The organism is Planktothricoides raciborskii GIHE-MW2 (assembly GCF_040564635.1).
GTDB lineage: Bacteria > Cyanobacteriota > Cyanobacteriia > Cyanobacteriales > Laspinemataceae > Planktothricoides > Planktothricoides raciborskii.
Genome location: NZ_CP159837.1, coordinates 2221342 through 2235218, shown reverse-complemented (window position 1 = coordinate 2235218; position 13877 = coordinate 2221342). Strand labels below are relative to the sequence as shown.

At 45.8% G+C, this 13877-nt stretch carries 12 protein-coding genes and 1 tRNA gene; 2 read left to right on the top strand and 11 right to left on the bottom strand.

From position 1 onward, the window contains the following. Window positions 1-168: 168 nt before the first annotated feature. Window positions 169-1959, bottom strand: coding sequence for a DMT family transporter (locus tag ABWT76_RS09435; protein WP_054465702.1), 1791 nt, complete (start codon window positions 1957-1959; stop codon window positions 169-171). A gap of 1093 nt (window positions 1960-3052) precedes the next feature. On the opposite strand from ABWT76_RS09435, the gene ABWT76_RS09430 reads away from it, so the two are divergent. Further along, window positions 3053-3985, top strand: a complete 933-nt coding sequence (locus ABWT76_RS09430) for a TIGR04168 family protein (protein ID WP_054465701.1) — start codon at window positions 3053-3055, stop codon at window positions 3983-3985. A gap of 93 nt (window positions 3986-4078) precedes the next feature. Then, window positions 4079-4163: transfer RNA gene (locus ABWT76_RS09425), tRNA-Ser, on the top strand. A gap of 21 nt (window positions 4164-4184) precedes the next feature. On the opposite strand, the gene ABWT76_RS09420 is transcribed toward ABWT76_RS09425, so the two are convergent. The 10 genes from ABWT76_RS09420 to ABWT76_RS09375 all read right to left on the bottom strand — a co-directional run bounded on the left by ABWT76_RS09420 (window position 4185) and on the right by ABWT76_RS09375 (window position 13656). After that, window positions 4185-4361, bottom strand: coding sequence for a hypothetical protein (locus ABWT76_RS09420; RefSeq protein ID WP_156331637.1), 177 nt, complete (start codon window positions 4359-4361; stop codon window positions 4185-4187). A gap of 314 nt (window positions 4362-4675) precedes the next feature. Continuing rightward, complete coding sequence (locus ABWT76_RS09415) at window positions 4676-5803, bottom strand: DNA cytosine methyltransferase (protein ID WP_054465700.1); 1128 nt, start codon at window positions 5801-5803, stop codon at window positions 4676-4678. Window positions 5804-5848: 45 nt separating this feature from the next. After that, window positions 5849-6619 (bottom strand): hypothetical protein, encoded by a 771-nt coding sequence (locus tag ABWT76_RS09410; protein WP_054465699.1) that lies wholly within the window; start codon window positions 6617-6619, stop codon window positions 5849-5851. 131 nt (window positions 6620-6750) lie between these two features. Then, window positions 6751-7086, bottom strand: coding sequence for a ribulose bisphosphate carboxylase small subunit (locus ABWT76_RS09405; protein WP_054465698.1), 336 nt, complete (start codon window positions 7084-7086; stop codon window positions 6751-6753). A gap of 26 nt (window positions 7087-7112) precedes the next feature. Continuing rightward, a complete protein-coding gene (locus tag ABWT76_RS09400; protein WP_054465697.1) occupies window positions 7113-7517 on the bottom strand; it encodes a chaperonin family protein RbcX in 405 nt (134 codons plus the stop codon). A gap of 48 nt (window positions 7518-7565) precedes the next feature. Beyond that, entirely contained in the window at window positions 7566-8981 is a 1416-nt protein-coding gene (locus ABWT76_RS09395) for a form I ribulose bisphosphate carboxylase large subunit (protein ID WP_054465696.1), read from the bottom strand. A gap of 929 nt (window positions 8982-9910) precedes the next feature. Then, window positions 9911-10687 (bottom strand): hypothetical protein, encoded by a 777-nt coding sequence (locus tag ABWT76_RS09390; protein WP_054465694.1) that lies wholly within the window; start codon window positions 10685-10687, stop codon window positions 9911-9913. Window positions 10688-10909: 222 nt separating this feature from the next. Continuing rightward, a complete protein-coding gene (locus tag ABWT76_RS09385) occupies window positions 10910-12913 on the bottom strand; it encodes a ribulose bisphosphate carboxylase small subunit (RefSeq protein ID WP_054465693.1) in 2004 nt (667 codons plus the stop codon). Window positions 12914-13007: 94 nt separating this feature from the next. Then, a complete protein-coding gene (locus ABWT76_RS09380) occupies window positions 13008-13310 on the bottom strand; it encodes a EutN/CcmL family microcompartment protein (RefSeq protein WP_054465692.1) in 303 nt (100 codons plus the stop codon). 10 nt (window positions 13311-13320) lie between these two features. Beyond that, window positions 13321-13656: a carbon dioxide-concentrating mechanism protein CcmK gene (locus ABWT76_RS09375; RefSeq protein WP_054465691.1), complete on the bottom strand. Its 336-nt coding sequence runs from the start codon at window positions 13654-13656 to the stop codon at window positions 13321-13323. Window positions 13657-13877: the final 221 nt, after the last annotated feature.

Sequence of the window (13877 nt, the reverse complement as noted above, 5' to 3'; positions counted from 1 at the left end):
CAATATCAATATCAATGGTTTCAGCTTTGTCATGGGTTCTAATCCCTGAAGCGTACTGCAAAAGAAAAAACCAGCGATCGCGCTTGTCGCTGGTTTTTTCTTTGATTTTCTCCGATCATTGCTCAACAGAAAGGTGAGAGCAAACCAAAAATGGGGATGATTGGGGGATTATTTCTTAGCAGCTTGTTTCTGCCGACTCATATTATCCACACTAATGCCAATGACCCACAGAGTCACTAAACCCACACCTAACCACTGATTCAAGGCCAAACTTTCACTGATAATCCCGACTGCCAGCAAGCTGGTCAAAGCGGGACCAGATGCAGAAATCACCGAGGCAAAAGCGGCACCAATCATGGGAATGCCAAAGTTGTTCAGTGCATAACCCGTCAAAGTTGTGGCGGCTAGAATCAAAGCCCCGCCCCAAAGCGCTGGCCAATTTTGTTCAGGAACACTACTGGGAAACAACCTCATCGCCCCCGTCGCCAAAACCAGAATGACGAAAAAGTTGATCACACTATAGGGGGCAGGATGCAATTTCAGCTTTTTGGCACTCAATTGAGTCAAAATCACATAGCCCGCAAAAGTCACCCCAGACAACAAAGCAGTTCCGGCACCTAACCAAATATTACTGTCGCCTTTGGACTGAAACGCGGCGGCAGGAACCGTCAGAAAGCAGCCGATATAGATCGTAATCGTGGCTAAACCCAAAATAAAGCTTGGGCGACTGCCAAAAATCAGCCATGCCAACAAAACGGTGACGGTGGGAAAGACAAAGAAAATCGAAATCGCCACCCCAGTCGCCACGTTTCCCAAGGCAAAGTAGATAAAAAACTGGGAAAGAAACAAAGAAACGCCACTCAAAATAACGATCCACACTGACCCTCGTTTTTCGGGATTTCCCAATTGCCGAATATCCCGCAAGGTATTTGGGTGGACAAAGGAACCGACGATCAACATTCCTGGCACGACAAAGATCATCCGCATGGCCAGAATTAACAGAGAATTCCCCGCACTCGGCCCAATGATGCCCCCCATATCTCCCAAAAACAGCACCGGCTGAACACTTAAAATCACTCGCGTGACAATGTTCTGAATCGAAATAATCAACGAAGACAGCAAAATCAGCACGATCCCGGTGACAAAGTTTTTTTGTTCTTGGGTTTGTGCTGGAGTCGGGGCTGGGGCTGAGGTGGCGGCTGAGTGTGGTGCCGGACGCTCAACTACTCCCATTTGTTGGCTAGGTTCGGTTCCGTAGGGGGTTGGGCTTGCGGGGGCGGGTTGGGGTAACTGCTGCCCCGCGAAGCGATCGCCCAGCAACTTGCCCACATCAGAACTCACACTCCCGGCATCTTCTTGAAGTTGGGAAATCAGCCGTTCTACCAAAGTCTCTAAAATGACTTCTCCTTGTTGCTGGAGCGAATGCATCCGACTAAGCTGTTGGGAAATCGAGCTTTGATAGCTACTGAGTTCTTGTTGCAGAGTCTTGAATGTGGTGTTGAGGGTGTTATCGAAAGAAGCCAGTAAACGATAAGCGCTATCACTTTGATTGCTGGCTGTAGCCCCTTGAGACAAACTCGGACTCGGCCCTGCCCCGCGAATGCTAGGACGTTCTACTGGGACAGCTAATTCCTTAAAGCGTTGGCTGAGTTCATCCTGAAGATTGGACGCCAAGACTTGCGCCAGTTGCTTAGACCAAAGTTGTTGTTGAGCCAGTTGCTGGCGGCTAAATCCTTGGATTTGCCGAGTTTGTAACTGTTTTTCTTGCCGTTGTAGTTCCAGAATATCCTGCCTCAGCCGGTCTTTTTCCGCGTGAAGCCTTGTCAAATCTTGGTTCAGTTGAACCATTAACGTATGTTGGATATCTCGAATCTCCCGTGTCATGGACTCCAGAAGACGTTGTAATTCTCTGGGATCCTGGTATCCTGGGTCTTGTGGTAAATTGTCCAGTGGCCCCATTCTTGTGTCACCTCTAAATGGTTGATGTTCAATAAATTACATGATTGAATAGAGCGCCGGTTCGCTACGTCTATAAAAATAGATTGTCTATCTGTCTGTATTCCCGCCAAAGTTGCTTCGGCTTTACGATTATAAGCCACTTGAGATATTCCTAGCCTTGGAAGTTGTTAGGAATTCTGCTTCATTTTAATCTGAATCAGCCACGGTGAATGGGTGGCTGGACGGCTTTGGCTCGAAATGCTCAAGAAACGATCAGCCAGATAGTGGTCTGGCGGAAAATTTTTGTGAAAGTGATTTGTGAAAGTGACTCAAGTGACTGATGAGCAAGGGTTGACCATTGATCGACAAAAACCGTCAGACTAGGTAAAATGTCTGGTTGATTCTTGCGGCTAAAAACCCTGATTGTTTAATCTGTTGCCTTATATGAGCGATCGCCCCTATCGGCTGCTGGTTGCATCCCCGCAGTTGAGCCGCTACAGCACCACTGACAAATAATCGCTTATATACCAAATTTTAGGTTTTTTGTCAATATTAATTCTATGGCATATTTTTCTCCGGTTGTTCAGCAAATTAATCTTAAAAAAATCTAAAGTTTTATTAAGCGATCGCCCGATAATTAATCTCAATTTCCCCAATTTCATTGATATTAGACTTCACCCTCCCCTCAAAACGGCAGAATCAATCGGCTGGCCAGATGTCTATTATGAAATAGCGCTTTTTTTCAGCGATCGCTTACATAAACGTTAAATATTTATTTTTAGGTATATTCGGTATATAATAAATATTACCAAAATAAACTATTATCAGGATTTAATTAATTTCATTATTTAATTAAATTTCCAGAATATTCAAAATATTTTATCGTCTAATGAAATCATCAAAAAATAATTTTCATAGATGATTATACATATTCACAGCATATATTATATGGTCGATTGTCGCCCAAAAGTAAGCAATAGCATAAAATAATACTAAAGTGGTTAAATTTAATTAAAATTACCGATTGATATCGGCCAACTTTTGATGATATTTTTGATGATAAAAATGATAAAATTTTACTGGTCTATATCATGTAATCATTAGGAAGTCTATCATGCAACATCCAATCAAGGCAGAACCACCCATAAAAATTGCCGTGGTTGGGGATGTTCACGAACAATGGGAAGCGGCAGATAATGAGGCGATCGCGCATTTAGGAGTTGATTTAGTCTTATTCGTGGGGGATTTTGGCAATGAATCTGTCTCTGTGGTGCAACAAGTTGCCGCTTTAGAAACCCCGAAAGCAGTAATTTTAGGCAACCATGACGCCGTTTACACCGCCACTCCTTGGGGTAGAAAAAAATGTCCCTACAATCCGCAACTAGAAAATCGGCTGCAAGCACAACTAGATTTACTGGGGGCAACTCACGTGGGTTATGAAAAGTTGGATTTTGCCGATTTCCGATTATCGGTGGTCGGTGGCAGACCTTTTAGTTATGGTGGGCCGAGTTGGAAATATGCAGATTTTTATCGAGACTGGTTTGGAGTGCTGAATATGCAGGAGTCTACCGCCAGAATTGTCGCCGCCGCCCGCCTGTCCGCTTATGATACGGTAATATTTTTAAGTCATAATGGGCCGACTGGGTTGGGCGATCGCCCGGAAGATATTTGTGGCAAAGACTGGAAACCGATCGGCGGTGACTATGGCGATCCAGACTTAGAAGCGGCGATCGCTCAAACTCGTCAACTGGGGAAAACCATTCCCCTCGTCACCTTTGGACATATGCACCATAAGCTGAAGCATACCCAAGAAACCTTGCGTCAATGTGTTGAGGTCAGTCCCGAAGGCACCGTTTATTATAATGGGGCGATCGTGCCTCGCATTGTCCAGATCCGGGGGGAAAAACAGCGAAACTTTTCCCTGATCACCTTAAACCAAGGCATTGTCAGCGATATCTGCATTGTTTGGGTCAACCACCAATCTCAGATCATCTCCGAAGAAATAATTTATCGGCGAAAAATAGATGCGATCGCGCAATCGGCGTAAGTAAAATGTGGTAATTTGTGGTAATCTGTGATAATCTGTGATAATCTGTGATAACGTGATATAATCAAATACAGCTATGCAAAAAGCTGTCCTGGAGAGGTGGCAGAGTGGTCGATTGCGCTCGACTTGAAATCGAGTGTAGCGAAAGCTACCGTGGGTTCAAATCCCACCCTCTCCGTTTCCGATCAACTCTTATAGGCTAAGGCTTACAATACCCAGAAACCGGGTTTCTTTTCCAGATATCACAGTTATCTGTGGGATGCAAAGCAGCGAGTCCCGGTTTCTTCACCCCCACCCAAACCCAGAAACCGGGTTTCTGCGACAACCTCTGCAACAAAACCGAAACTTGGTTAAGAAACTCGGTTTCTTGACCCATCCGCTGCCCATCCGCTACCCCATCCTTTTTACCCGAATGCTTCGCCCTTACCTAATCAAGTATGAAAGCATAAAGCCTGACGGCATAGCGAAAGCATATCCAGGCAGTTAATTCTGGCTTTGAACAGTTAAGTTTTTCCCCGAATGCAACGCCGCCCTGACCGGCAGTTAATTCTGGGTTGGAACCCACACGGCTGCTAAGGGCGGCGTTGCATGACCGTATGAAAATTAATTTGTTCGCCGACAAATATCGGCGTTCATGCTTCGCCCCTACAAGGATTCCTACTCAGAAATGACCAAAAAAAGCAGATTATTCTAAAACAAAGAAAGTTGCCAAAAATCAGCACATTGCTCTAACTGTTCCGTAAATCTTTTTTGCCGATCCAAACATTCCAGGGCTTTCTTTATATTCTGGGCAATAACTTTAGCAAATTCCACCGGCACCGCATTACCAATTTGCCGATGAATATCCCGTTTTGTCTTCCCCATAAATACCCAATCATCGGGAAAAGTTTGTAACCGAGCATATTCGCGATCGCTAAAAGACCGAATTCGTGAAGCACTCAATCGCCAAAGCCGTTCTCCCCCTTTTGAATGCTGGCTTAAAAAAGGATCTTTAAAATATCGATTCGCCACCACATTTCCCTGCGCCCATCCCCAAATTGTCGCCGTATCGATCGCCGGAAAAGGAGCATCAAAAGAGCGAATTGGATGACCATCCGATGCAGTTCTCGACAATCTTACTGGCACAACTTCTTCAGTTATATCAAAGGGTTCTCCGGTTTCTCGATGTACTTTACTATTAAAACCCCATTCAGGATGATGATTTGGTAAATTTGTCCCTTTTCCGTGAGCCAAATCATAAAGAAAATCGCGAATAGTAGTGATTTCCCCTGGCGGTGGCAAATAATAGCCTAAAGGAGCTTTTTCTCTAAAAGCAATAAACACAAATCGCCTCCGAGTTTGGGGAACTCCATAATAGCAAACCTTAAAAATATCGTGAAAAACCTGATAACCAATCTGCTCAAATTCCTGAATAATTTGCTCATTAAACGGTAGATTTGTTTCCGGCGACTTCATCGTGCGTAGGTTCAGCACATTTTCGATTAAAACAATTCGCGGTTGGCAAAATTTCGCCACCCGAATCACTTCCTTGTAAAGCATATTTCTGCTATCATTAGCTTGACGATTACCACCCAGGGAAAATCCTTGACAGGGAACACCAGCCAGCAAAACATCAGGTTGTTTTTCTGGATAATAATCGCGGACATCCCCTAAAATAACTTGCCAGTTTGGGCGATTTTTTTGTAGGGTTTGAATGCACCAAGGATTAATATCGATCGCCTCTAATAATCTAAATCCTGCCGCTTCAAAACCCAAATCTAATCCCCCCGCCCCTGAGAAAAGGCTTAACACCGAATAATTATGTTTGCTAAAAGACATGGGAAAAGTTAAATTTAAAATTTAAAATTATTACTAACTAAGCAATTATGGATGCTTCATCGCCACCGCTGGGCTATTAATACCTCGCGGGCGATACGCGACAAAAGAATGAGTTTTCCCTGACGATGGGTTTTTTTGATATTCTGGCATAATTTGGTTAGTATTTAAATTAAATGAATAGCCGATTACTTGTTGATCTGCTTCTATACGAGTTAGATTACCAACAGATTGAAGTCTGGAATCTTGTGGATAATCTTGCGGCAAAATCAGCGTAACTTGTCTATCCACTCCAGTAAGAAGCCCGTAAGGTGTTGGAGCAATATACATTTTTCTGTCACGAATCTTTAAATCCCCGTAACTACCAAAGCCAGAAAAACTTTTGTTTTTGTGGATGTAGTCATGGTTTGAATTTAAAAAATCGCCATGACAGATAATTAAATCAATCACCGGGTATTCGTTTTCATTTGCACCGGATGGATATCTACCAAATACATAGTAAATAGTCCGTCCATTGTGGCAGCCTGAAGGAACTTGGCTGTTACAATCGTAATCAGCTTCTCTACCAGGCCATGCTAAACCCTTGACTTCATATCCCATAGGAGCTTGAACCAAGGTGAAATCAGGGTAGGAATTGCGACCGGGCTGTTCGTAGTAAACTTTGGTTTCTTTTAACCGCTGTTCAAACCAGTTTTGAAAGTGAAATTCTTTATCCTGGCGATTGAGACGACTAATTAATGATCCTTGAGCGATCGCCTGATTACATTCCAGGAATATCTCGACACAAATATCAATAGAAGTTGTTTCAGTATCAGGCATTTTATTCCTCTTGATGCTCAAAAATTTCCCGCAGTGATTAGCCGACTGAATTTTAAAATATTCCCAGCAGAAAATAGCGAGAAAACTTAAATTCTCCCGCTACTTTCTCAAATTATTTCAACAAAACCGAATTAGAAGCGGCTTTGAGAGGGCTTGTTCACAATAAAGCTAATGGACTGGCACTGCTTAATATTGTCAAAACCCATCACGCGGATATAGCAATTGGGGTATTCATTGCGGCATTCGCGAACTTCGTTCAGGACTTCTTGAGGACTGCGAGCACCAAACAGGGGCAGCTTCCACATAGTCCAGTAGTAATCTTTGGGATTAGAAGTTTCGTTAAACTCAACCGCAGGAATCAGACCTTGGTCGATCATATATTGCACTTGCTTGGCAATTTGCTGATCGCTCAAAGGGGGCAAATAAGAAAGGGTTTCGTAGCGACGCTCTTTTGGCAGAGTTCTCATAGTTTTTTCTACTCAGTCAAAAATGTTCAATTTGTGGAATCGTTAATATCTAACTCTGGATGAGAAGCATCTGCTATATCTGTGGCATAAAAGGGCGAGTAGGTAATGCGTTCCAAGAGTTGACGCCGGTGTTCCATATTATCCTGGCCGATATTCGCGCTAACCATTGGCGGCAGAAATTCCAAGACTCTCTCTGCCAGGTCTTCGCGAACTGTCATAATCCGCAGGGCTAATTCTTTGTTTTCCTGCATCAACTCTTGTAAATAGGTTTCGGCTTCCTGGAAATTGTATCCCGAGGAATATTGCCTAAACCAAATCGCTAGAGGTGGGTTCGTTTCTGTTAATTGGTCAATCACTGTGCGTACTGCCTGGTAAGTCAGGTAATTTTGCACAACTTTGGCCGTCTGTTTAACAACTTGCTTTGAATCCATGCCTGTTTTCCCTGTCCCGTCCCACCCCACTATATAGCAGGGACAAAATCAGACTGTATCCACCGCTTCAAACTCGAACTTGATTTCTTTCCAGAGTTCGCAAGCGGCAGCCAATTCAGGAGACCATTTGCAAGCTTCGCGGATAACATCATTACCTTCGCGAGCCAAGCTGCGGCCTTCGTTACGGGCTTGGATACAAGCTTCCAGAGCGACACGGTTGGCAGTTGCACCTGGTGCGTTACCCCAGGGGTGACCGAGGGTGCCACCACCGAATTGCAAGCAAGAATCATCACCGAAGATTTCCACCAGAGCAGGCATATGCCATACGTGGATACCGCCAGAAGCAACTGGCATGACTCCAGGTAAGGAAGCCCAATCTTGAGTAAAGTAGATACCGCGATCGCGATCTTCTTCGATATGGTCTTCGCGCATCAAGTCTACGAAGCCCATAGTAATGCCGCGTTCGCCTTCGAGTTTACCCACAACGGTTCCAGAGTGCAGGTGGTCGCCACCAGAGAGACGCAAGCACTTGGCCAACACGCGGAAGTGGATCCCGTGGTTCTTCTGACGGTCGATCACAGCGTGCATAGCGCGGTGAATGTGCATCAGAATTCCATTGTCACGGCACCATTTGGCCAGGGTAGTATTTGCAGTGAAACCACCCGTCAGATAGTCGTGCATCAGAATGGGCATTTCCAGTTCTTTCACGAACTCAGCCCGCTTGAGCATTTCTTCGCAAGTAGCAGCGGTGACGTTCAGGTAGTGACCTTTAACTTCCCCAGTTTCGGCTTCAGCTTTCTTAATAGCTTCAGCAACGAACAGGAAGCGATCGCGCCAACGCATGAAGGGCTGGGAGTTGATGTTTTCATCATCCTTGGTAAAGTCCAAGCCACCGCGTAAGCACTCGTAAACGGCCCGACCGTAGTTCTTACCGGACAGACCCAGTTTTGGCTTAATGGTGCAACCGAGTAAGGGACGACCGTACTTGTTCAACAAGTCACGCTCAACCACGATACCGTGCGGTGGGCCTTGGAAGGTTTTCACCAAAGCAACGGGGAAGCGAATATCTTCCAGACGCAGAGCACGCAGGGCTTTAAAGCCAAATACGTTCCCCACGATAGAGGTCAGGATGTTGGTGACAGACCCTTCTTCAAATAGATCCAGGGGATAAGCGACGAAGCAAATATATTGATTGTCTTCGTTCTTAACAGGTTCAATATGATAGCAACGGCCTTTGTAACGATCCAAGTCAGTCAGGAGGTCAGTCCAAACTGTGGTCCAGGTTCCGGTAGAAGATTCAGCGGCCACAGCGGCGCCAGCTTCTTCTGGAGGGACGCCCGGTTGAGGGGTCATCCGAAACGCGGCCAGCAAATCGGTATCTTTGGGGGTGTAGTCGGGAGTGTAATAGGTCAGGCGGTAGTCTTTTACCCCTGCTGCATATCCGGCGGATTTGGCTTGTACCATGTGGGATTTCCTCCTATATAAAGAGGTGTTTTTAGGTTTAACAATTTATACAGCGATCGCTAGATCGCCTTTTCGAGCGCCATGTTAAGAAAGATAACAATCTTTAGTAAAAGTCAGACTTCAGACTTTTTATTTAGCTCGTCGTTTTTCTTGTTTCGGATACTTTACCACGAATCGGATCATTTTTAGCAAAATTTCCAAATTTTTTTTGCCAAACTTTTGATAGTTTGTTATTTTAAATTACATTAGTTTAATTAATCACAAAATTTCTACATATTTCTTTACACAGCCGAATGTAATGACTCATTATTTACATGAATCACTCTAATTAGCTATAAATAAAAAATAGACATGAAAAAGCACTCAGTTTTTTTCCAAAGCTGAGGTAAATTAACCAATCATCGTTTTTGAGCCCCCCCTTAATTTCTAGATATTTACAGGGCTTATCTTTGGTCTGTCATCCACGGAAAAGCTTTTCCGCGCAAAGGTTTGACCTTAAATCACCCTCCGCAAAAATTCACATTCACTTAGCTTGGTTTCTTGGATTGTCGGCGACAAGAGATCCTATTTATCTCTGATAATTTTTTCTCAAGGCCAACCATCTCAACCAAACAATGTTTGCCACCTCTAGGAGGTTAAATCTTGGCGGAACCAAAAAAATAATTAACGATAGATTCAGGGGAGACATTCACGGCGCGATGCTAAAGCGATCCGCCTGGAGGGAATCGCCCGAACTAGGTGCCGCATTCACGGCCTACCTTGAAGGTCATCTAGGAGTATTTACTCTCGTCAAAAGAATCACTTGGTGAAATATCCTACAACAAATTGGTACATTTTTTGGATTTTTTTACCAAGTGATTTAGCACCGTTGAGATTTCCCTAGTGCCAAGGCGAAATCATAAAACAAAATTTACAACTTACGGATTATTTTATGGTCGGCGGTTGATTGCTTTTCCCTGGGGAAAAATCGTTCCTAACATCCGACTAATATAAATTTGACCATAGATAGGAGTCCCAGGAGTTGGCACCGATCCTGGATCGGCATCGTTGGTCAACTGCGGCTGAGAGGTTTCTCCCCCAGATATCTCATAAGAATTTTCTGCCTCCTCTGTTGTCAGTGGAGACCGATCGGAATTTTCTGCTTCATCTGTCGTCAGTGGAGACCGATCGGAATTTTCTGCCTCGTCGGTCGTCAGTGGAGACTTATCATTAGTCGTCCCGGTAGGTTGAGATGATGCTGATTCTGCAACTGGGAGTGATGACTCGGTTGGTTCAACGGTTTCAACCGCTGATATTTCAGGGTTGACCTTTGATTGCTGCTGAGTCGGCGATCTGCCTGACTCAGACAAAACCTTAGCCGCAATCTGTCCGATCACTGAACCAGCGGCTAAGACTTGCATCGGCGGAATCGAAGCGTTAAAAAGTGTGCTAACAGCGCCAATACTAGCATTAGCACCAACTTTGCCTTGGCCAATCATCAAAACTCCCGGCCCCAATACTGCACCGGATTCGATTTCTATCGTGCCTTCACAGGCATTGATGATCGTGCCCATCCCCAAACAGGCTCCGGCACCAATCAGAATCCGACCTTTGGGAGAGGCTTGTAAGATGACTCCTAGACCAATTACCGCAGAAGGATCGACGGTGACATCACCAGTCTGGTAAAGCTCGGCGTTATGAACTGCTTGCAGAGGCGGTAAGTACATGAAGATGGAACCACAGCGAGAAAATCTGGAAATAAGCAGTCAGCTTTCAGCAGTCGGCTTTCAGCAGTCAGCTTTCAGGGTTGAGCTTTCAGCTAGGTACAGAGAAAGCTGTACCCTGGTGGCTGACTGCTTTGTCCGGGCTTTCGCATTCGGATATTAAATTTGAGGTTTAACCAGAGAAATTATTGCCCGAATGCGTTCATCCCCTACAGCCCCTACGATCTAGCGAACCGCTGCGGTGGGTCGTTGGATAATGGTTTCCGCCACCCGGCGCTTGGCTTTGGTATCAATCCCTAGTAATCGCACGTATTCGCCGTCATGCTCTTTGAGACAAGCTTCTAGGGCGGCAATCACATCGACTTCTCGTTGGGATTCGATGGGGGAGCAGCTTTGCCAAGAACTGATCTTAAAGCGGCGCACGTCGGTGTGTTCCGTGCCAATGCGATATCCTTGAGCCAGGAGCGATCGCACTTGTTGGATCGTTTCGGCACTCAAGCTGCTGCTACCAACCGAACCATAGCTGCTGGAACTGCTGCCATTGCTGGTATAACTACGGGCACTGGGAGCCGCTGCGGTGGCAGTAGTCGCCACTTTGACCGCTTGATTTGGCCGCTGAATCAGGGTTTCTAGCACCCGACGTTTGGCTTTGGGATCGATGCCAATCAAGCGGACATATTCCCCTTGATGCTCTGCCAGACAAGCTTGCAGTTCTGCCAGCACTTGATCGGCACGAGTTGCTTCAATCAGGGGGCAAGTCTGCCAAGAACTGGTTTTAAACCGACGTTCATCAGCGTGTTCTGTGCCGATCCGATAGCCTTGAGCCAACAGGGAAGTAATTTGCGCCGTAAGATCCTGATTTAAGGCCGCACTAACGCCACCATTGCTGGATGTTTTGGCCACTGCTGGACTTGCGGCACTACCCGTCAAGCTAGGTGCGGTTTCACCGGGTCGTTGGACAACCAATTCCAAAACTCGGCGCTTGGCTTTGGGGTCAATGCCAATCAGACGGACATACTCTCCGGCATATTCAGCCAAAGCCGCTTGTAATTCGGCAACCGCTTGTTGAGGATTCGCCGATTGAATCGGTGCGCCGGTTTTCCAGGAACTGGTCTTAAAGCGACGTTCATCGGCGTGTTCAACCCCCACCCGATACCCTTGAGCGAGGAGCGATCGCACCTGAGAACTAATATCTTGACTTAAAGCGGCACTGCCACCACTGCTGACACCTTGGCTCACACTAGGAGCGGCAGCGGCAGCGGCGGTGAATTTTTGGGGCTGATCGTTGGGTCGTTGAATCGTCAATTCCAAAACCCGACGCTTAACTTGCGGATCAATGCCAATAATCCGAACATATTCCCCAGGGTGATCGGCCACCACTGCTTCCAACTCGGCTAAAACTGCCTGAACTTGTTGTCCTTGAATCGGGGCACCACTGCGCCAGGAGCTAGTTTTAAACCGACGTTCGTCTGCGTATTCAGTACCGATCCGATACCCTTGAGCCAGCAGGGATCTAACCTGCTCTACAATTTCTTGATTCATGCTTGTACTCCCTGTCCAGGCTATTTTCGTCTCTACTTCAGAATCATTTTTCTTATCACTACCAGCTTGCTCACGAATTGGCGCAATACAAGCCTCGCTTTCTGCACAACGGTAGCCTGCCAGCAAAGCCTCATTAATTTGGACAACGTGATGGGCAAATTGTAAGTCGGCTTCTTGAACATCTGGCAGGCGATCTGCTTGTTGCTGATTGGTAATCACTGCTCCTGATGCCACATACTTACCCGGAGGAATTTCCACATCCTGAACTAAGGCGTGCATCATTACAATCGAACCGGATCCCACTCGCGCATTAAAGATAGTCGAGCGAAAACCAATAAAGCAGTTATCTCCCACATAAGCTGGCCCATGAATCAGCGCCATGTGAGTAATACAAGAATTTTTGCCAATCCAGACGGAATAGCTATTGTGATCGTCTCCAATGACTTGGCCTTTCTCTAGACCATGAATCACTACCCCATCTTGAATATTTGTGCTATCACCTATATAGAAAGGAGATCCTTCATCCGCTCTGATCGAAGTTCCCGGGGAAACTAGGACCTGGGCTCCGATCCGAACATCGCCAATTATATTGGAGAAAGAATGCACATAAGCGGATGGATCAATCTGGGGTTCGGCCAAATTTTTTGACCAAGGAGTTGGGGGAGCCGCTCTTTTGCGGACTACCATCGCTCAAATCCTCCTAATTTAACAATCATGTTGTGGTCTGAATATGGATAAAAATGGTGCAATTTTATAAGAATCCTACTTTTACCCCAAAAATCTAACGGTATTGCTCTTTTTTGCTGTACAGCAACCGATTTTCAACCGTTACTGTATCAATGATGGCCACGACTAAAGCATCCACCGGACGCTCCTCGTAACTTCTTTCCTGACGAGCCGCACTGCCACGGCTCACCAGCACCCATTCATCGAAACCTGCCCCGACTAAATCCGCTGCCACTTCATAGTTGGGCAAGGGGTTGCCTTGCTCGTCTATATATTGGAGTAGCAGCAATTTAACTCCGGTCAGGCTTTGTAATTTATGCGTGCCAACGACTGTTCCCCGAACCTTGGCAAGTTGCATTATTTAGAGATTACCGACGAATTGGTGTGTTATAGCTATCGCGGAATTGTGCTACGGCTTCTGTGTACCGAATGGGTAAAACATATTCCAAGTTTTCGTGAGGACGGGCAATAATATGAGTCGAGAGTACCTGACCCCCTTTCACCCGCTGTTTGACGGAATCAACGCCTGCTGATACGGAAGCTTGTACTTCGGAAACATCGCCGCGCACAATAACGGTGACGCGACCTGAACCAATTTTTTCATACCCTACCAGGGTTACCCTAGCGGCTTTTACCATTGAATCTGCGGCTTCCACTACTCCAGGAAAGCCTAAAGTTTCAATCATTCCAACTGCAATGGCCATAGGTTTTTATGCCTTTGTGATCTGTGTGATTTACGAATGTTGACGGATTTGCCCTGCCGGTGTGCAACCATCGATCGGTTGATCGGTCAAAATCAAGGGCAATCACCTGGGTTCGGTTGGGTTCTGTTCCCTCTCCCACCCAGCGCCAGGAATTTGTCTGCGAACAGTTAAACCGCATCATTTATTTAGGCTGGGGTTTGGCGTCATCGGTTAAAAGTTAA

Excerpts from the sequence above, each read along its gene's own strand:
- ABWT76_RS09435 (WP_054465702.1), bottom strand. The coding sequence starts at position 1,959 with ATGGGGCCACTGGACAATTTACCACAAGACCCAGGATACCAGGATCCC.
- ABWT76_RS09430 (WP_054465701.1), top strand. The coding sequence starts at position 3,053 with ATGCAACATCCAATCAAGGCAGAACCACCCATAAAAATTGCCGTGGTT.
- ABWT76_RS09420 (WP_156331637.1), bottom strand. The coding sequence starts at position 4,361 with ATGGGTCAAGAAACCGAGTTTCTTAACCAAGTTTCGGTTTTGTTGCAG.
- ABWT76_RS09415 (WP_054465700.1), bottom strand. The coding sequence starts at position 5,803 with ATGTCTTTTAGCAAACATAATTATTCGGTGTTAAGCCTTTTCTCAGGG.
- ABWT76_RS09410 (WP_054465699.1), bottom strand. The coding sequence starts at position 6,619 with ATGCCTGATACTGAAACAACTTCTATTGATATTTGTGTCGAGATATTC.
- ABWT76_RS09405 (WP_054465698.1), bottom strand. The coding sequence starts at position 7,086 with ATGAGAACTCTGCCAAAAGAGCGTCGCTACGAAACCCTTTCTTATTTG.
- ABWT76_RS09400 (WP_054465697.1), bottom strand. The coding sequence starts at position 7,517 with ATGGATTCAAAGCAAGTTGTTAAACAGACGGCCAAAGTTGTGCAAAAT.
- ABWT76_RS09395 (WP_054465696.1), bottom strand. The coding sequence starts at position 8,981 with ATGGTACAAGCCAAATCCGCCGGATATGCAGCAGGGGTAAAAGACTAC.
- ABWT76_RS09390 (WP_054465694.1), bottom strand. The coding sequence starts at position 10,687 with ATGTACTTACCGCCTCTGCAAGCAGTTCATAACGCCGAGCTTTACCAG.
- ABWT76_RS09385 (WP_054465693.1), bottom strand. The coding sequence starts at position 12,913 with ATGGTAGTCCGCAAAAGAGCGGCTCCCCCAACTCCTTGGTCAAAAAAT.
- ABWT76_RS09380 (WP_054465692.1), bottom strand. The coding sequence starts at position 13,310 with ATGCAACTTGCCAAGGTTCGGGGAACAGTCGTTGGCACGCATAAATTA.
- ABWT76_RS09375 (WP_054465691.1), bottom strand. The coding sequence starts at position 13,656 with ATGGCCATTGCAGTTGGAATGATTGAAACTTTAGGCTTTCCTGGAGTA.